At 58.2% G+C, this 17,755-nt stretch carries 18 protein-coding genes and 1 pseudogene; 12 read left to right on the forward strand and 7 right to left on the reverse strand.

Features of this window, described 5'->3' with window-relative positions; genetic code table 11:
* Positions 1 to 218 precede the first annotated feature (218 nt).
* Positions 219 to 695 (reverse strand): FxsA family protein, encoded by a 477-nt coding sequence (locus tag ACYZTY_RS22050; protein WP_172791548.1) that lies wholly within the window; start codon positions 693 to 695, stop codon positions 219 to 221.
* A 66-nt stretch (positions 696 to 761) separates the two neighbouring features.
* Positions 762 to 1,493 (reverse strand): HugZ family pyridoxamine 5'-phosphate oxidase, encoded by a 732-nt coding sequence (locus tag ACYZTY_RS22055; RefSeq protein ID WP_461955466.1) that lies wholly within the window; start codon positions 1,491 to 1,493, stop codon positions 762 to 764.
* Between the two features lie 166 nt (positions 1,494 to 1,659).
* On the opposite strand from ACYZTY_RS22055, the gene ACYZTY_RS22060 reads away from it, so the two are divergent.
* Entirely contained in the window at positions 1,660 to 2,418 is a 759-nt protein-coding gene (locus ACYZTY_RS22060; RefSeq protein ID WP_077749886.1) for an SDR family oxidoreductase, read from the forward strand.
* Between the two features lie 94 nt (positions 2,419 to 2,512).
* On the opposite strand, the gene apbC is transcribed toward ACYZTY_RS22060, so the two are convergent.
* The gene (gene apbC / locus ACYZTY_RS22065) at positions 2,513 to 3,607 is read right to left on the reverse strand and encodes an iron-sulfur cluster carrier protein ApbC (RefSeq protein WP_461955467.1); all 1,095 of its coding nucleotides are present in this window, start codon (positions 3,605 to 3,607) and stop codon (positions 2,513 to 2,515) included.
* Positions 3,608 to 3,927: 320 nt separating this feature from the next.
* Between apbC and metG the strand changes: the two genes are divergently transcribed.
* The 8 genes and pseudogenes from metG (at position 3,928) to ACYZTY_RS22105 (ending at position 10,730) form a co-directional block, all read left to right on the forward strand.
* Positions 3,928 to 5,979: a methionine--tRNA ligase gene (gene metG, locus ACYZTY_RS22070; RefSeq protein WP_461955468.1), complete on the forward strand. Its 2,052-nt coding sequence runs from the start codon at positions 3,928 to 3,930 to the stop codon at positions 5,977 to 5,979.
* Between the two features lie 143 nt (positions 5,980 to 6,122).
* Positions 6,123 to 6,692 (forward strand): electron transport complex protein RnfA, encoded by a 570-nt coding sequence (locus tag ACYZTY_RS22075; RefSeq protein WP_461955469.1) that lies wholly within the window; start codon positions 6,123 to 6,125, stop codon positions 6,690 to 6,692.
* Between the two features lie 17 nt (positions 6,693 to 6,709).
* Positions 6,710 to 7,084: pseudogene (gene rsxB / locus ACYZTY_RS22080) on the forward strand (electron transport complex subunit RsxB); the annotation flags it as partial.
* A gap of 601 nt (positions 7,085 to 7,685) precedes the next feature.
* On the forward strand, positions 7,686 to 8,669 hold the full coding sequence (locus tag ACYZTY_RS22085) for an RnfABCDGE type electron transport complex subunit D (RefSeq protein ID WP_461955470.1): 984 nt from the start codon (positions 7,686 to 7,688) through the stop codon (positions 8,667 to 8,669).
* Positions 8,666 to 9,277, forward strand: coding sequence for an RnfABCDGE type electron transport complex subunit G (locus ACYZTY_RS22090; RefSeq protein WP_461955471.1), 612 nt, complete (start codon positions 8,666 to 8,668; stop codon positions 9,275 to 9,277). The genes ACYZTY_RS22085 and ACYZTY_RS22090 overlap by 4 nt, the downstream gene beginning before the upstream one ends.
* On the forward strand, positions 9,270 to 9,779 hold the full coding sequence (locus ACYZTY_RS22095; protein ID WP_461955472.1) for an Rnf-Nqr domain containing protein: 510 nt from the start codon (positions 9,270 to 9,272) through the stop codon (positions 9,777 to 9,779). Before ACYZTY_RS22090 ends, ACYZTY_RS22095 begins: the two co-directional genes overlap by 8 nt.
* 25 nt (positions 9,780 to 9,804) lie before the next feature.
* Entirely contained in the window at positions 9,805 to 10,443 is a 639-nt protein-coding gene (nth, locus tag ACYZTY_RS22100) for an endonuclease III (protein WP_461955473.1), read from the forward strand.
* A 107-nt stretch (positions 10,444 to 10,550) separates the two neighbouring features.
* Positions 10,551 to 10,730 (forward strand): PA3496 family putative envelope integrity protein, encoded by a 180-nt coding sequence (locus ACYZTY_RS22105; RefSeq protein ID WP_046819033.1) that lies wholly within the window; start codon positions 10,551 to 10,553, stop codon positions 10,728 to 10,730.
* Positions 10,731 to 10,794: 64 nt separating this feature from the next.
* Here ACYZTY_RS22105 and ACYZTY_RS22110 read toward each other — a convergent pair whose 3' ends face one another.
* Positions 10,795 to 11,421: a response regulator gene (locus ACYZTY_RS22110; RefSeq protein ID WP_461955474.1), complete on the reverse strand. Its 627-nt coding sequence runs from the start codon at positions 11,419 to 11,421 to the stop codon at positions 10,795 to 10,797.
* 600 nt (positions 11,422 to 12,021) lie between these two features.
* Between ACYZTY_RS22110 and ACYZTY_RS22115 the strand changes: the two genes are divergently transcribed.
* Entirely contained in the window at positions 12,022 to 12,591 is a 570-nt protein-coding gene (locus tag ACYZTY_RS22115) for a hypothetical protein (protein WP_461955475.1), read from the forward strand.
* Between the two features lie 183 nt (positions 12,592 to 12,774).
* Here ACYZTY_RS22115 and ACYZTY_RS22120 read toward each other — a convergent pair whose 3' ends face one another.
* A complete protein-coding gene (locus ACYZTY_RS22120; protein ID WP_007898502.1) occupies positions 12,775 to 13,992 on the reverse strand; it encodes an argininosuccinate synthase in 1,218 nt (405 codons plus the stop codon).
* A gap of 129 nt (positions 13,993 to 14,121) precedes the next feature.
* The gene (locus ACYZTY_RS22125; RefSeq protein ID WP_461955476.1) at positions 14,122 to 15,030 is read right to left on the reverse strand and encodes a flagellar protein MotY; all 909 of its coding nucleotides are present in this window, start codon (positions 15,028 to 15,030) and stop codon (positions 14,122 to 14,124) included.
* 157 nt (positions 15,031 to 15,187) lie between these two features.
* Here ACYZTY_RS22125 and pyrC point away from each other — a divergent pair, with 157 nt between their 5' ends.
* Both pyrC and rnt read left to right on the forward strand, forming a co-directional pair.
* Positions 15,188 to 16,234, forward strand: coding sequence for a dihydroorotase (gene pyrC / locus ACYZTY_RS22130; protein WP_461955477.1), 1,047 nt, complete (start codon positions 15,188 to 15,190; stop codon positions 16,232 to 16,234).
* On the forward strand, positions 16,231 to 16,908 hold the full coding sequence (gene rnt, locus ACYZTY_RS22135) for a ribonuclease T (protein ID WP_461955478.1): 678 nt from the start codon (positions 16,231 to 16,233) through the stop codon (positions 16,906 to 16,908). The genes pyrC and rnt overlap by 4 nt, the downstream gene beginning before the upstream one ends.
* 76 nt (positions 16,909 to 16,984) lie before the next feature.
* On the opposite strand, the gene ACYZTY_RS22140 is transcribed toward rnt, so the two are convergent.
* Positions 16,985 to 17,587, reverse strand: coding sequence for a peroxiredoxin C (locus ACYZTY_RS22140; RefSeq protein WP_461955479.1), 603 nt, complete (start codon positions 17,585 to 17,587; stop codon positions 16,985 to 16,987).
* Positions 17,588 to 17,755 lie beyond the last annotated feature (168 nt).

The raw sequence follows: 17,755 nt of genomic DNA on the forward strand, positions 1-17,755 counted from the left end.
CGGCCGGTGTATTCCCGGCGGGTTTAACAAATCCGGCGGTGCCGGGTGCGGTTCGTCAAGCGAACCGCGGAAGTCTGTCTGGCGTGATCGCCAGAAACCTTGCGGTGACCGTTACATAAGGGCGCATAAGCTTATTACAAGGGCGGGGATCGAAATTTTTTGCATCAATGCCCTGAAAACGAACACGGCACCCGAAGGTGCCGTGCAGCTGAAACGCTTTACTTGGAATCGCGGTGTTCGAACTCGCCTTCGATCACGTTCGGCTCGCGGCCCAGCGGCTGCTGCGGAACAGGACCGCCACGTGGCTGAAGATCGTCGGCGAACGCACGCTGACGGATCGCCGCCTCTTCGGCACGCTGACGCATTTTATTGGCCAGCAGCCGACGGGAGATCGGCAGCAGCATGATCAGACCGAGCACGTCAGTGACGAACCCCGGCAGGATCAACAGACCGCCCGCCAGGGCAAGCATCAAACCTTCCAGCATGGTCTGGGCCGGCAGCTCGCCGCGGTTCAGGCTTTCACGAGCACGCAGCGCGGTGGCCAGTCCGGCGATACGCAGCACGAACACGCCGAGCATCGAGCCGAGAATGATCAGCAGCAGGGCCGGGAAAAACCCGATGGCCCCGCTGACCTTGACGAATACGAACAGCTCCAACACCGGAAACAGTACAAAGAGCAATAAAAAAGGGCGCATCAAATGGTTCCTCAACGCAAGAATGCCTTGCCAGTCTTCCCTAGATGACGTCGCCGTTTCGTGAATTCAAGCGTCGGCCACTTCATTTTTCGGCCAATGCTCGGCGTGAGCCAGGAAAACCAAGGCTTCGCGCACTTGTGTCGGCGTATTACAAGGCGCTTGAAACGGTAGCCAGTACAGCGCCTGACCAATGCGCAGGTGCATGCCTTCGGTGTCGATACCCGCCAGTTGCGCCGGCTCGGTTTTCGGCAAGCCTGCCAACTCAACGTAATGGGCGATGGCTTTGGCGTGATCGGCATTCATGTGCTCAACCATGCTCAGTTCGGCTTTGCCGGCGAACGGGTTGGCCACAGTCAGGTGGTCGACCCAGTGAATCGCGCCGAAACCGCCGATGTAGCGGTGACGCACAGGCCTGAGCACCCAGAAATCGAAATCGTGGGCCTTGTGGTAGCTCTGTGAATCAGGGAAATAGCGATAGTAACGCTCGGCCGCTGCTTCGATCGCGGCCTCGTCTTCGAGCTTTTCGGCTTCAGCCAGGTAAGTCAGGCGACCAACGGCTTGTACATCGTCGGCCTCGCGCTCACCCACAAACAGCGAGCATTTCGGATCTTTCTGCAGATTGTGGGTGTGCTGGGCGATGCGGCTGATCAGGATCAGCGGCCGGCCCTGCTCGTCCAGGCAATAGGGAACCACGGAGCCAAACGGGAAGCCGGGCATCGACTTGGAGTGCGTCGACAGGACCCCACGGTATTCCTTGAGAAGCAATTCTCGGGCATTCTTGGCCGCTTCAACGCTCAATTTATGACTCCTTATATAGAATCCGTCAAAAAAACGGACAGGCGCCTGGGGATAAGTTCCAGTACGCCATCGGGGCAGTTCTCATGTGCAACCAGGCCGCATCAGGTGCAGATCGAGAGGCCCTCTAGGAAGGAAACCACTCTGAACCTGCTATTGGGGCATGCGAATGCAACTCACTGACAAAGTAATCATTATCACGGGCGGTTGCCAGGGTTTAGGCCGTTCCATGGCCGAGTATTTCGCAGGTAAAGGCGCGAAGCTGGCATTGGTGGACCTGAACCAGGAAAAGCTCGACGACACCGTCGCGGCCTGCAAAGCCAAGGGCGTCGAAGCTCGGGCTTATCTGTGCAACGTTGCCAATGAAGAGCAAGTGACACACATGGTTGCCCAGGTGGCCGAAGATTTCGGCGCGATTCATGGCCTGATCAACAACGCCGGGATCCTGCGCGACGGCCTGCTGCTGAAGGTCAAGGATGGCGAAATGACCAAGATGAGCCTGGCCCAATGGCAGGCCGTCATCGACGTCAACCTGACCGGCGTGTTTCTGTGCACCCGTGAAGTCGCGGCAAAAATGGTCGAGCTGAACAACAGCGGCGCGATCATCAATATCTCCTCGATTTCCCGTGCCGGCAACGTTGGCCAGACCAACTACTCCGCCGCCAAGGCTGGCGTGGCTGCGGCGACCGTGACTTGGGCCAAGGAACTGGCGCGTTACGGCATTCGCGTGGCGGGCATTGCACCGGGCTTTATCGAAACAGAGATGACGCTGGGCATGAAGCCTGAAGCGTTGGAGAAGATGACGGCCGGGATTCCGCTCAAGCGCATGGGCAAACCGGAAGAGATCGCCCATTCGGCGGCGTACATTTTCGAGAACGACTATTACACCGGCCGGATTCTGGAAATGGATGGCGGGTTGCGGATCTAAAGCCACACCACGGCCCTTGTAGGAGCCAGGCTTGCCGGCGAAAGCAGCCTTGAAGACGCCTTCGCCGGCAAGCCTGGCTCCTACAAAAAGCGGTTTAGTCGTCGCTGATGGTGATGTTCGGCATCGCCGGCGATACCGCTTCCTGCAACACAATCCGCGCGCCGACGTGGCGGGCGAGTTCCTGGTACACCAGCGCAATCGGGCTGTCCGGCTCGGCAATCACCGTTGGCTTGCCGCCATCGGCCTGTTCGCGGATAGCCATTGCCAGCGGTAACGACGCCAGCAGTTCGACGCCGTACTGATTGGCCAGTTTCACCCCGCCACCTTCACCGAACAGATGCTCGGCATGCCCGCAGTTGGAGCAGATGTGCACGGCCATGTTTTCCACCACGCCCAGTACCGGGATGTTGACCTTGCGGAACATCTCCACGCCTTTGCGCGCGTCCAGCAGCGCCAGGTCTTGCGGGGTGGTGACAATGACGGCACCGGCCACCGGGACTTTCTGCGCCAGAGTCAACTGGATGTCGCCGGTGCCTGGCGGCATGTCGATGACCAGGTAATCCAGATCGCCCCAGGCGGTTTGCGTAACCAGTTGCAACAGCGCGCCGGAGACCATCGGCCCGCGCCAGACCATCGGGGTGTTGTCGTCGGTCAGGAACGCCATGGACATCACTTCGACGCCATGGGATTCGATCGGCACGAACCACTTTTGATCCTTGACCTTTGGTCGGGTGCCTTCAGGGATGCCGAACATGATGCCTTGGCTTGGACCGTAGATGTCCGCGTCGAGAATCCCGACCTTGGCGCCTTCACGGGCCAGGGCCAGCGCGAGGTTGGCGGCGGTGGTGGATTTGCCCACACCGCCCTTGCCGGACGCCACGGCCACCACGTTCTTGACGTTGGCCAGGCCCGGAATCTGCGCCTGAGCCTTGTGCGCGGCGATCACACTGGTGATCTCAACGCGAGCGCTGGTCACGCCGTCGAGGCCTTCGATCGCCATTTGCAGCATCTGCGACCAGCCACTTTTGAACAGACCGGCGGCGTAGCCCAGTTCCAGTTGAACGCTGACGCGATCGCTCTGGATGTCGATGCCGCGCACGCACCCGGCGCTGACCGGGTCCTGGTTCAGGTAAGGGTCGGTGTATTGGCGAAGGACGGCTTCCACCGCTGCGCGATTGACGACGCTCATGGGCAACTCCGATAGCAAGACTGGAAAATCAGGCGGGTATCCTAACCGTTCTATGGCCTGGACGGCATGCTTTCAGAATGTGACGAATACCCAATACCTGTAGCAGCTGGCGAAGCCTGCGTTCGGCTGCGAAGCAGTCGTAAAACCAGACGCCGCGGTGCCTCAGGTAGTCCGAGTTGTCTGAATTTGCGACTGCTGCGCAGCCGAACGCAGGCTTCGCCAGCTGCTACAAGGGTCCGTGGATGCCAGTCGCGGGGGTGAAAAATATGCGCCGGCGCTTTATAGTGGCCGACCTCCGTTTCATCAAGTAGCCGAGCCCCATGTCCGAGCCACGCAAGATCCTCGTCACCAGCGCCCTGCCCTATGCCAATGGTTCGATCCATCTTGGCCACATGCTGGAATACATCCAGACCGATATGTGGGTGCGCTTCCAGAAGCACCGCGGCAATCAATGCATTTATGTCTGCGCCGACGACGCTCACGGTTCGGCCATCATGCTGCGCGCGGAAAAGGAAGGCATCACCCCGGAACAACTGATCGCCAACGTCCAGGCTGAACACAGCGCCGACTTTGCCGAGTTCCTGGTGGACTTCGACAACTTCCACTCCACTCACGCCGAAGAAAACCGTGAGCTGTCGAGCCAGATCTACCTGAAGCTGCGTGACGCCGGGCACATCGCCCAGCGCTCGATCACCCAGTATTTCGACCCGGAAAAGAAAATGTTCCTGGCCGACCGCTTCATCAAGGGCACCTGCCCGAAATGCGGCACTGAAGACCAGTACGGCGACAACTGCGAAAAATGCGGTGCAACCTACGCACCGACCGACCTGAAGGATCCGAAGTCGGCGATCTCTGGCGCCACCCCGGTGCTCAAGGATTCCCAGCACTTCTTCTTCAAACTGCCGGACTTCCAGGAAATGCTGCAAGCCTGGACCCGCAGCGGCACCCTGCAAGAAGCCGTGGCCAACAAGATCGCCGAATGGCTGGATGCCGGCCTGCAACAGTGGGACATCTCCCGTGATGCGCCGTACTTCGGTTTCGAGATCCCCGACGAGCCAGGCAAGTACTTCTACGTCTGGCTGGACGCACCAATCGGCTACATGGCGAGCTTCAAGAACCTCTGCGATCGTACGCCGGAGCTGGACTTCGACGCGTTTTGGGGCAAGGACTCCACCGCCGAGCTGTACCATTTCATCGGCAAGGACATCGTCAACTTCCACGCCCTGTTCTGGCCAGCGATGCTCGAAGGCGCCGGTTTCCGCAAACCGACCGGCATCAACGTGCACGGCTACCTGACCGTCAACGGTCAAAAAATGTCCAAGTCCCGTGGCACCTTTATCAAGGCCCGGACTTACCTGGACCACCTGTCGCCGGAATACCTGCGCTACTACTACGCGGCCAAGCTGAGCCGTGGCGTCGATGACCTTGACCTGAACCTCGAAGACTTCGTGCAGAAGGTCAATTCCGACCTGGTCGGCAAAGTCGTCAACATCGCCAGCCGTTGCGCCGGTTTCATCCAAAAGGGTAACGGCGGTGTGCTGGTGGCCGGCAACGCCGCGCCAGAATTGACCGAAGCGTTCCTCGCTGCAGCACCGAGCATTGCCGAGGCCTACGAGGCTCGCGACTTCGCCCGTGCCATGCGCGAGATCATGGGCCTGGCCGACCGTGCCAACGCCTGGATCGCCGACAAGGCGCCGTGGTCGCTGAACAAACAGGAAGGCAAGCAGGACGAAGTCCAGGCCATCTGCGCCTTGGGCGTCAACCTGTTCCGCCAACTGGTGATCTTCCTCAAGCCAGTGCTGCCGCTGCTGGCCGCCGATGCCGAGGCGTTCTTGAACGTCGCGCCGCTGACCTGGGACGACCACGCCACCTTACTCAGCAACCATCAACTGAACGAGTTCAAGCCGTTGATGACCCGTATCGACCCGGTAAAAGTGCAAGCCATGAGCGACGCCTCGAAAGAAGACCTGACCGCCAGCCAGACCGATACCGGTGATGCTGCGCCGGCCGGCAACGGCGAACTGACCAAGGATCCGCTGTCGCCGGAAATCGAGTTCGACGCCTTTGCTGCGGTCGACCTGCGCGTGGCCTTGATCGTCAAGGCCGAGCATGTAGAAGGTGCCGACAAGCTGTTGCGCCTGACCCTGGACATCGGTGACGAGCAACGCAACGTGTTCTCCGGCATCAAGAGCGCTTACCCGGACCCGTCCAAGCTCGATGGTCGTCTGACCATGATGATCGCCAACCTCAAGCCACGGAAAATGAAGTTCGGTATCTCTGAAGGCATGGTGATGGCAGCCGGCCCTGGTGGTGAGGAAATCTACCTGCTCAGCCCCGACAGCGGCGCCAAGCCGGGTCAGCGCATCAAGTAAGGTTCTGCGGTAAACCGATCCCACAGTCGTGCCTGGTGTGACTGTGGGATTTTCATATCTGGCCCCACCCTCCGTCCTTGCCGGATAATGCCTAAGCTTTTTAGACCGCTCTGTTAAAAAGCCCTATTTCAACCGGCACGATCATGACCGAGATGCTTCTTACGCTTATCAGCGCTGCCCTGATCAACAACCTCGTGTTGCATTGGCCGCTGGGCGTCGATCCGCTGCTGGGCAGCGAGCGTGATCAGGTCCATGCCTTGGGCATTGCGACGACCTGTCTGATGCTGGTTGTCGGCCTGTTGAGCTACTCAGCCTGGCACTGGCTGCTGGTGCCGCTGGAGCTGACTTCGCTGCACCTTTTCGTATTCCTGCCATTGAGCGTCCTGCTGATTGGCCCAATGTTGAAGCTGCTGTCGCGGCTATTTCCAAAACTTGCGTTCGATGGCCTCTGGCCTCTGCTGCTGGGCAACGCGGGCGTGCTTGGGCTGACATTGCTCAACGCCCGGGACGACCAAGGATTCTTTCACGCCACTGCCCTGTGCCTCGGCGCCGGGCTGGGGTTCTGGCTGGTGCTGAGTCTTTTCAGCGACCTGCGCCAGCGCACCCTCGATAACGATGTTCCCCTGCCCTTTCGTGGCCTGCCGATCGAGTTGATCGGCGCCGGATTGATCGCAGTGGCTTTTCTCGGATTCAGCGGGCTGATCAAAACATGAGTCTGATTCAACGCATCGACGCCCTCTTGCCGCAGACCCAATGCGGCAAGTGCGGCCACCCCGGATGCAAGCCGTACGCCGAAGGCATCGCCAGCGGCGAGCCGATCAACAAGTGCCCGCCAGGTGGCAGTGAAACCATCTCGGCGCTGGCTGACTTGCTGCACGTACCGGTGCTGGAACTGGACGTCAGTCGCGGCTCGGCACCGGCGCAAATCGCTTATATTCGCGAAGCCGAATGCATCGGTTGCACCAAATGCATCCAGGCCTGCCCGGTGGATGCGATCGTCGGCGCAGCCAAATTGATGCACACGGTGATCGTCGACGAATGCACCGGTTGCGACCTGTGTGTGGCGCCCTGCCCGGTGGATTGCATCGAGATGCGGCCGTTGCCCTTGGCCACGGTGCTGCCAATTGTGGGGGGCCTGGCGTTCAGCCTTGAGGAACAACGCGCCCGGACGGCCAAGCGCAATCATGCGCGGCGTCGCTTCGAACAGCGCAACGCCCGCTTGCGGCGTGAAGAAGAACAGAAACTCGCCGAACGTCAGGCCCGTGCCCAACGCGCCGTGCCGCACAACGAAGTGACGACGCTCGACCCGGTTCAGGCAGCGCTTGAGCGGGTGCGCGCGCAAAAAGCGGCAAACGCCGATGCGGCGTTGAAAAAAGCCAAGATCGATGTGGCGATGAGTCGCGCGCAACTGAACAAGTCGCTCAAGGCCTTCGGTCATCCGCCGACGTTCGAGCAGCAGTCGCAACTGATCGTGCTGCAACAGCAGTTCGAAGCGGCCGAGCAAGCCTTGGCGCAGTTGGAAAGCAGCGCGCCGCCAACTCCGACGCCAGTCGCTCCAGCGAAGGACGCCGAGCTGAAACGGGCGAAGATCCAGCTGGCCATGCGCCGTTCCGAACTCAATAAAGCGCGCACCAGCGAAGCAGAGGCTGAACAGATTGCAGCGCTGGAACTCGCGGTGAAGGACGCCGAGCGCCAGGTGGATGCCTATGTCGCCCCTTGAATCGGTCGACGAACGCCTTCAGCAGGCCATGAAGCTGGTGTTGCTGGCCACCGTGCCGGGCATGCTGGTGTTGTTCTGGTTGTATGGCTGGGGCGTGTTGATCAACCTGATTCTGGCGGCCGTTAGCGCATTGGCCGTTGAAGCAGCGGTGTTGCAACTGCGCAAGCGATCGATCAAACCGACCCTGAGCGACGGCAGCGCCCTGGTCAGCGCGACGTTGCTGGCTCTGGCCTTGTCGCCCTATTGCCCATGGTGGCTGACGGTCAGTGCGGCGGCATTCGCGATGCTTGGCAAACACCTCTACGGCGGCGTCGGCAAGAATCCGTTCAACCCGGCGATGCTCGGTTTTGCCCTGGTGCTGGTGACCTTTCCCCAGCAAATGACCCTCTGGCCGTCATCGCACGGCATGAATCTGCTTGATGGTTTGCAGCAGGTCTTCGGCTTCGGCCAGATGCCAGATGCCTGGGTCCAGGCCACGGCGCTGGACAGCCTGCGGATCAACAAAAGCCTGACCATGGACGAACTCTTCGCCGGCAACCCGGCGTTCGGCCGCCTCGGCGGACGCGGCGTGGAATGGGTCAACCTGGCCTTTCTCGCTGGCGGCGCGTTTCTTCTGCAACGGCGGGTGTTCACTTGGCACGCACCGGTCGGCATGCTCGCCAGCCTGTTCATCATCAGCCTGCTGTGCTGGAACGGATCGGGCTCCGACTCCCATGGCTCGCCGCTGTTTCACCTGCTCACCGGCGCGACCATGCTGGGTGCATTCTTTATTGCCACTGAGCCGGTGTCCGGCGCGAAAAGTCCCGGCGCCCGACTCCTGTTCGGTGCCGGCGTGGGATTGCTGACCTACCTGATTCGAACCTGGGGCGGTTACCCGGACGGCGTAGCGTTTGCCGTGCTGCTGATGAACCTTTGCGTCCCGGCGCTGGAGCGGATTGTCGCGTCCAGGCAAGAGCAGGTTGCCCCATGAACCGAGCGACGAGCGTTGTGATGCTGGCGCTGCTGGCCGGGCTGGGGATTGGCACGACGTACTTCGTGCAACACACCAGCGAACCGCGCATCAGCGCGCAACAGCGCTTGATCGACAGCCGCAACCTGCTGGACCTGCTTGCGCCCGACAGCTACGACAATCAACCGCTGGACCAGCCGCTTGCCCTCAAAGACATTCAATTGGCTAACAGCATGCTGCTGGGTGGCTATCTGGCGACCAAGGCCGGCCAACCTCGCGCGGTGTTGCTGCGCAGTCAGACGCTGGGCTACGAGGGTTCCATCGAGCTGCTGGTCGCCATCGGCGCAAACGGCAAGTTGCTGGGGGTCAAGACCCTCAAGCAATCGGAAACCCCTGCGCTGGGCGGCAAGATTGCAGACTGGCCCAATGCCTGGCTTCAGGTATTCACCGGCAAGTCTCGAACCGACCCCGGCGACACGGGCTGGGCTTTGAAGAAAGACCAGGGTCAATTCGATCAGATAGCGGGCGCGACCATTACATCAAGAGCGGTGATCAGCGCCGTCCATGACGCGTTGCGCTATTTCGATGAACATCCGCAACAGCTGATCGGGAGCAGCGCTCATGAATAAGTCAGCAACGCTACGAAACTCACTGATGCTTGCGCCTCTGATCGGCGCTACGGACGCCTGGCTGACGGCCCTGGGCCTGTGGCTGATGTTCTTCGTGGTGATCAATGCTTATGACGTCAGCATGGGCGCCTTGCGATCACGGCTGATTCCGTCCACCCGCTTGCTTGCCAGCATCCTGCTGGCTGCCACGTTGACCAGTTGTGCGGAACTTGCCGCGCAGGTCGGGTCACTTCAATGGCATCAGCACGTGGGGATCTATACAGGATTGATCGCCGTGCAATGCGTGGTGCTGGAACACAATGGCTTTTTTCAGGAATCGCGACTTGATCGCCTGCGCTTGTGTAGCCTGTTTGGCGCGCTGATGGTCGGCCTTGGTCTGCTGCGCGAACTTATCGGCACCGGCGGCCTGCACTTGGCCACGCTGGTCCCTGGCGGATTCATTCTCCTGGGACTGCTGATTGCCGCCTGGCAAGCCTGGAACCGCCCGACTCCCTCACACTGACTGATTTCGAGGAAACGCACTGCCCATGAATGCCGCAAAACGTCTGGAAATTTTCCGCAGGTTTCACGAAGACAACCCGGAACCGAAGACCGAACTGGCCTATTCCTCGCCGTTCGAATTGCTGATTGCCGTCATTCTATCCGCCCAGTCAACCGATGTCGGCGTGAACAAGGCCACCGCCAAACTCTACCCGGTGGCCAATACACCGGCGGCGATTCATGCCTTGGGGGTTGAAGGGCTGTCGGAATACATCAAGACCATTGGCCTGTTTAACAGCAAAGCGAAAAACGTGATCGAAACCTGTCGCTTGCTGGTGGAGCGCCATGACGGCGAAGTACCGCAAACCCGAGAAGAGCTGGAAGCGCTACCCGGCGTCGGCCGCAAGACCGCCAACGTGGTGCTCAATACCGCTTTTCGCCAACTGACCATGGCCGTGGACACCCACATTTTCCGGGTCAGCAACCGCACAGGCATTGCGCCAGGCAAGAACGTGGTCGAGGTGGAGATGAAACTGATGAAGTTTGTCCCCAGGCAATACCTGCTCGATTCCCACCATTGGTTGATCCTGCATGGACGCTATGTTTGCCTGGCCCGCAAGCCTCGCTGCGGTAGCTGCCGGATCGAAGACCTGTGCGAATACAAGCAAAAGACCTCGGACGATTGAGGCGCTATTAGATTTATTGATGCATCGATTGAAAAAATCTTTTTTACCCGCCGAGAGATTGTCGATATAAGGGGCGCCAAAGGCAGTCTTAGCCTGGAGTTAACCTTATGAGCACTGGCAAAGAGCAATTGGACGTAGATGACGACTTCACACCCGTTGAGGCCGATGACGCTGAACCGGTGGTTGAAGTGGCGAAGACCAACCTGAGCAAACGCCGCACCATCGATAACCTGCTGGAGGAGCGCCGACTGCAAAAGCAATTGGCCGATTACGATTTTGACCTTTGACACCTAAAAGCCTCCCGAAACGGAGGCTTTTTACTAAGTGCCAATCCCTCAATCGCCACTGCTCTCATACCAGTCCATTGCGTTGAGCCAGCTCAATCAGATCGACCAGGGAGCGAGCATTGAGTTTCAACAACAGACGGGTCTTGTAAGTACTGACGGTTTTATTGCTGAGGAACATTCCATCGGCAATCTCCTTGTTTGTCTTTCCTCGGGCCAACTGTTGCAGCACCATCATTTCGCGTCCGGACAGACGATCAACCATATCGGCTTCACTGGCATTCCCAAGACTTGAGCGCACGGTGTGCAGTGCTTGATTCGGAAAGTAACTGTAGCCAGAGAGTACGGCCTTTATCGCACTGAGCAATTCAGTGAGATCCTGTTGTTTGCAGACATATCCCGCTGCACCCGACTGCATGCAACGCATGGAAAAATGCCCGGGGGCCTGAGAGGTCAATATCAGAACTTTAATAGGCATCGCCGTCGAGGTCAGGCGTGCGATGACTTCCAGCCCATCCAGTTTGGGTATTCCAATATCCAGAATTACAATATCCGGCATAAGTTCGCGGGCTAGTTGTAACGCATCCACGCCATTATCTGTTTCTGCAATGACTTCGTAGCCATGACGCTCCATCAGCATACGTACCGCAAGACGAATGACGGGGTGATCATCCACGATCAGCACTTTATTCATGGGCAAGTCCAATTTCGCTGTTCGAATTTTTAGAGCCCGCACAATAGCCTAGTCGTTTCATCCATGGCATGCCGCCCCCCTCGGCCACCTGCACCGAGAGACATTCCCTACAAACAAAAAGGATAAGTCTTACAAAAATCAGGCGAATACTGTGTGTCTTAAATTTTACCGTCCAGTCGACGCTGTTCGTTTTGAAATTTTCTTGTATCGATTTACATCAGAAAATCAAAGAAACAGGATTCTATCCAAACGACCCGACAAGCGCTGACGATTGAGCTACGCTTAAAAAGCAACCATTCTTGTCAAATAAAGATTCACACCAGATAGTTAAAACCCTACCCCTCCACCTTAAACCACCACAACAAACTTAACATCATGCAACACTTCAAAAACAGAAACCAACACGCACTTATTAAAAACAAGCACAACAATAGTACCCGACCCACAAACAATACAGCTACTATGAACACCCACTAAAAAACCAACTAAAAGGAAACCACAAAACAATATAAGCCCCTCCCGGCCACACTTTAATCTACCCACACCCGCAGCCTCCCCATAAACCAAACGAGAAAAGACAATCTTTCATGAGCAAAAAACATGATCAAATTCAAAACAAGAATTACCAACCCCATGACAATCATTGCGATATTTGCAACGCTGTCTGAGACATCGGCCGCTATTTCTCTTCCCTTTCTCGATAACGAGGAACGAGAGGTCTATATCTGGTTCCTTATCAGCTTCCCTTTTTATTTGCTCTTTCTATTCTTCGCTACACTCAACTTCAACTATCGATCGCTTTACGCGCCCTCTGATTTTGAGAAAGGAAAGCATTTCATAAAGGCCATGACCGATGCCGATCACTTGCAGAGCCACACACCCGAGCATTTGGTTGAGCATCACGTACGTTCAACGGTGTCACTAAAAGATCTGCACATCGTCGACGCGCGATGGATGAGCAGCAAAATGGATTTCAACACGTTGATGGAGAAGGTCCAGCAACCACAGGAAAACCCTGCACGCGTGATCGTGTTTCTCACGTGTACCGATTCAGAGGCATTGCTGAAGGAAGGCGCACACAAGCATTCGAAACAAACCAGGAAACGCAACAGCACTACGTTCTGGATTGCTTACAATCTGAGCTCACATGGCATGACGACTATGGCTTGAGTACCGATAGCAGAAGACAGCTCTCGAAGAAAATCCGAGAGCAATAGCAGACAAAATCGTATGTGTATGAACAACAAGAAAGCTGAAACCAATGCTCCGACAGGAATACTCCCTTTTTCAGATGTGTGGCCTTGTCATCGACAAGGCCACATTTCCATTACCGTCGTTGCAGCTTCAAAGGTCTCAGAAAAGCTTCCGGCCTTTGTTCGCGGCAATACGCATGCGCAAGGCGTTGAGCTTGATGAAGCCCGCCGCGTCGGCCTGGTTGTAGGCGCCGCCGTCTTCTTCGAAGGTCGCGATGTTGGCATCGAACAACGATTCGTCAGACTTGCGACCGGTGACGATCACATTGCCCTTGTACAGCTTCAGGCGCACAACGCCGTTCACGTGTGCCTGGGACGCATCGATCATCTGTTGCAGCATCAGACGCTCAGGGCTCCACCAGTAACCGGTGTAGATCAGGCTGGCATATTTAGGCATCAGCTCGTCTTTGAGGTGAGCCACTTCGCGATCCAGGGTGATCGATTCGATCGCACGGTGAGCGCGCAGCATGATGGTGCCGCCAGGGGTTTCGTAGCAGCCACGGGACTTCATGCCCACGTAACGGTTCTCGACGATGTCGAGACGGCCGATACCGTGTTCGCCACCGATACGGTTCAGGGTCGCCAGCACGGTGGCCGGAGTCATTTCGACGCCGTCCAGTGCAACGATGTCGCCGTTGCGGTAGGTCAGTTCCAGGTACTGCGCCTTGTCAGGAGCCTTCTCCGGGGAGACGGTCCATTTCCACATGTCTTCTTCGTGCTCGGTCCAGGTGTCTTCCAGCACGCCGCCTTCATAGGAGATGTGCAGCAGGTTGGCATCCATCGAGTACGGGGATTTTTTCTTGCCGTGGCGCTCGATCGGGATGTTGTGCTTTTCAGCGTAATCCATCAGCTTTTCACGGGAGAGCAGGTCCCATTCGCGCCACGGAGCGATCACTTTCACCCCTGGCTTCAAGGCGTAGGCGCCCAGTTCGAAACGAACCTGGTCGTTACCCTTGCCGGTGGCGCCGTGGGAAATGGCGTCAGCGCCGGTTTCGTTGGCGATTTCGATCAGGCGTTTGGCGATCAACGGACGAGCGATGGAAGTACCCAGCAGGTACTCGCCTTCGTAAACGGTGTTGGCGCGGAACATCGGGAAGACGAAATCACGCACGAATTCTTCGCGCAGATCGTCGATGTAGATCTCTTTCACGCCCATGGCCTGAGCCTTGGCGCGTGCAGGTTCGACCTCTTCGCCCTGACCCAGGTCAGCGGTAAAGGTCACCACTTCACAGTTATAAGTATCCTGCAGCCACTTGAGGATCACCGAAGTGTCCAGGCCGCCGGAATACGCCAGAACGACCTTGTTTACGTCCGCCATGCCATCACTCCACGGGGTTCTACGGAAAGCCGTGAAGTCTACCGGTCATACGGAATAATTTACAGAGGCGCGACAGCTTATGACGACGAAGCGACAGATTCTGTCGAACGAGCGACGATGTCGACGGGTTCAGGAAGTCGCAGGTGCGCTTCCCGGGGTCGTGGATTGAGGCGCGACTTTCTCGGTCGGAGCCACCCGTTCCAGGCGCACGGCGACCCGGCGATTCTTCGCGCGATTGCTGGCATTGGTGTTTGGCGACACAGGGTATCGCTCACCGTGGAAACGCATGGTGATCTGTGACTCCTGAATGCCATTGGCCTTGAAATAGTCCATCACCGCCAGCGCGCGGCGGCGTGACAACTCGCGGTTGGTCAGGCGATTGCCGCTGTTGTCGGAGTGCCCGTCGAGTTCGATGTGATTGACCGTCGGGTCAGCCTTCATGAACTCCAGCATCACCTGCAACTGAGACTTGGCTTGCGGATCGAGATCGACGCCTTCACCCGGGAAGCCGATCTCGGACTGTTTGACCTGCTCGAAATTCTTCGGCAGCAGTTTCGCAACGCAACCCTGATAGTCGTTGAAGGCCTTGCTGAACTTGACCGGCAACAGGCGCACTTCAGACACCCGACCATCGCCGGATGAATGCCGAATGACCGGACTGCGGCCGTCCATCAACCCGCTGATCAGGCGCCCGGCCTGAACTTGCGAACTGTTGAACAACACATTACCGCTGCCGATTCTCACCGAACCCAGGTTGATGTCGCCACGTCCCGGCTGCCACGGCGCAGCGGCCGCCAGCAGGGTCGCGGACCCGCCGCCGATCATCGCGTTGTAGGCTTTCAGACGAAACGTCGCCTGCTCGCCGGCACGGCGCACGAATTCACCCGAACCGAAATCGGTAATCGGTTGAGTCAGGCGGCACTCGAACTTGTCACCTTCGACCGTCCACTCGATGCTCTCCAGACGTGTCTGGAAAGTGAGCGCCATCGCAGGGAGGCTGGCAAACACACTGAGCAAGGCTAAATAACGCTGGCGCACGGGAGGCTCCACTGGCTTCGACAACAAAAAGACCGACACACATATTTACGGCATACCTGTTGGATATCGGAAGGTTCCTGCAAAACTTGATAGCGAGTGCCTGAGAGAGTCTTTTCCGGTAGCATTCCCCTCAGTTTGACCCGCCTGGAATCCACTCATGTCCGACCGCCTGACCCTGCTGCGTCCCGACGACTGGCATATTCATCTTCGCGATGGTGCTGTGTTGACCAATACCGTTGCGGATGTCGCGCGCACCTTTGGTCGCGCCATCATCATGCCCAACCTGGTACCTCCGGTGCGTAACGCCGCTGAAGCCGACGGCTATCGCCAGCGGATTCTCGCTGCACGCCCGGCCGGCAGTCGTTTCGAACCGTTGATGGTGCTTTACCTGACCGACCGAACCCAGCCCGAAGAAATTCGCGAGGCCAAGGCCAGCGGTTTCGTTTACGCCGCCAAGCTGTACCCGGCCGGCGCGACCACCAACTCGGACTCTGGTGTCACCAGCATCGACAAGATCTTCCCTGCACTTGAGGCCATGGCCGAAGTCGGGATGCCCTTGCTGATTCACGGTGAAGTCACCCGTGGCGATGTCGATGTGTTCGACCGCGAAAAACTCTTCATCGATGAGCACATGCGTCGTGTGGTCGAGCGTTTCCCGACGCTCAAAGTGGTGTTCGAACACATCACCACCGCGGACGCCGTGCAGTTCGTCAACGAGGCTTCGGCCAGCGTTGGCGCGACCATCACCGCGCATCACCTGCTGTACAACCGCAATCACATGCTGGTGGGCGGGATTCGGCCGCACTTCTATTGCCTGCCGATCCTCAAGCGCAATACCCATCAGGAAGCCCTGCTCGACGCCGCCACCAGCGGCAGCGACAAGTTCTTTCTCGGCACCGACTCGGCGCCCCACGCCCAGCACGCCAAGGAAGCGGCCTGCGGCTGTGCCGGGTGCTACACCGCTTATGCGGCGATCGAGATGTACGCCGAAGCCTTTGAACAACGCAACGCACTGGACAAGCTCGAAGCCTTCGCCAGCCTCAACGGCCCGCGCTTCTATGGCCTGCCGGTGAACACCGACCGCATCACCCTGGTCCGCGATGAGTGGACCGCCCCAACCAGCCTGCCATTTGGCGAGCTGACCGTAATCCCGCTGCGCGCCGGTGAAAAACTGCGCTGGCGCCTGCTGGAGGAACACGCGTGAGTGAAGACCATTTCGACGACGAACAGGACGGTCAAGGCGGCGGAGGTGGTTCGCGCCACCCGATGGCTGCTCGCTTCCGTGGGTACCTGCCAGTTGTTGTCGACGTTGAAACCGGTGGTTTCAACTCTGCCACTGACGCCTTGCTGGAAATCGCCGCGACCACTATCGCCATGGACGAAAAAGGGTTCGTGTACCCCGATCACACCTATTTCTTCCGCGTCGAGCCTTTTGAAGGCGCGAACATTGAAGCGGCCGCGCTGGAATTCACCGGGATCAAACTCGATCACCCGCTGCGTATGGCGGTGAGCGAAGAAGCCGCGTTGACCGACATCTTCCGTGGCATCCGCAAGGCCCTGAAAGCCAACGGCTGCAAACGGGCGATTCTGGTCGGGCATAACAGCAGCTTCGACCTGGGTTTCCTTAACGCCGCTGTCGCGCGCCTGGACATGAAGCGCAACCCGTTTCATCCGTTCTCCAGCTTCGATACCGCGACCCTCGCCGGTCTGGCTTACGGTCAAACCGTACTGGCCAAGGCCTGCCAGGCGGCGGACATCGATTTTGATGGTCGCGAGGCTCACTCGGCACGCTACGACACCGAGAAGACCGCCGAGCTGTTCTGCGGCATCGTCAATCGCTGGAAACAAATGGGTGGCTGGGAAGATTTCAACGACTGATCATGGTCGCTGGATTTATCCCGCCCATAAAAAAACCGGCCTCAGCGGCCGGTTTTTTTATGCCTGACGCATGGGCTTACAGCGCCGCAGCGTGCTCGGTCAGGTAAGCCGAGACGCCTTCTGGCGAAGCGTTCATGCCTTTGTCGCCTTTTTTCCAGTTGGCAGGGCAAACTTCGCCGTGCTCTTCGTGGAATTGCAGCGCGTCGACCAGACGGATCAGCTCTTCCATGTTACGGCCCAGCGGCAGGTCGTTGATGATCTGCGAACGGACAACGCCTTTGTCGTCGATCAGGAACGCGCCACGGAAAGCCACGCCGCCTTCGGACTCAACGTCGTAGGCCTTGGCGATTTCGTGCTTCATGTCGGCAGCCATGGTGTAGCGAACCTGGCCGATACCGCCACTGTTCACCGGGGTGTTGCGCCATGCATTGTGGGTGAAGTGCGAATCGATCGACACCGCGACCACTTCAACGTTACGAGCCTTGAAGTCAGCCATGCGGTTGTCCAGAGCGATCAGCTCGGATGGGCAAACGAAGGTGAAGTCCAGTGGGTAGAAGAACACCAGGCCATATTTGCCTTTGATGGCCGAGGACAGGGTGTAGCTGTCTACGATTTCGCCATTGCCGAGAACGGCCGGTACGGTGAAGTCCGGGGCTTGTTTGCCTACGAGTACGCTCATTGAATATCTCCTGGTCTATTAACGTGAAGAACTGGGCTCGCGTCAGCCTGCCACCCTCAGGCGACAGCCCTGTGACACGACCCCCTTCGCAAGGACCGACCATCATACACGGCGTTTTTGAGCTGTCCTCAACGGTTTTTCACCGGCTCATCAAATTGACCGTCGCAG

The sequence above is a fragment of the Pseudomonas sp. LB1P83 genome, from assembly GCF_054897885.1.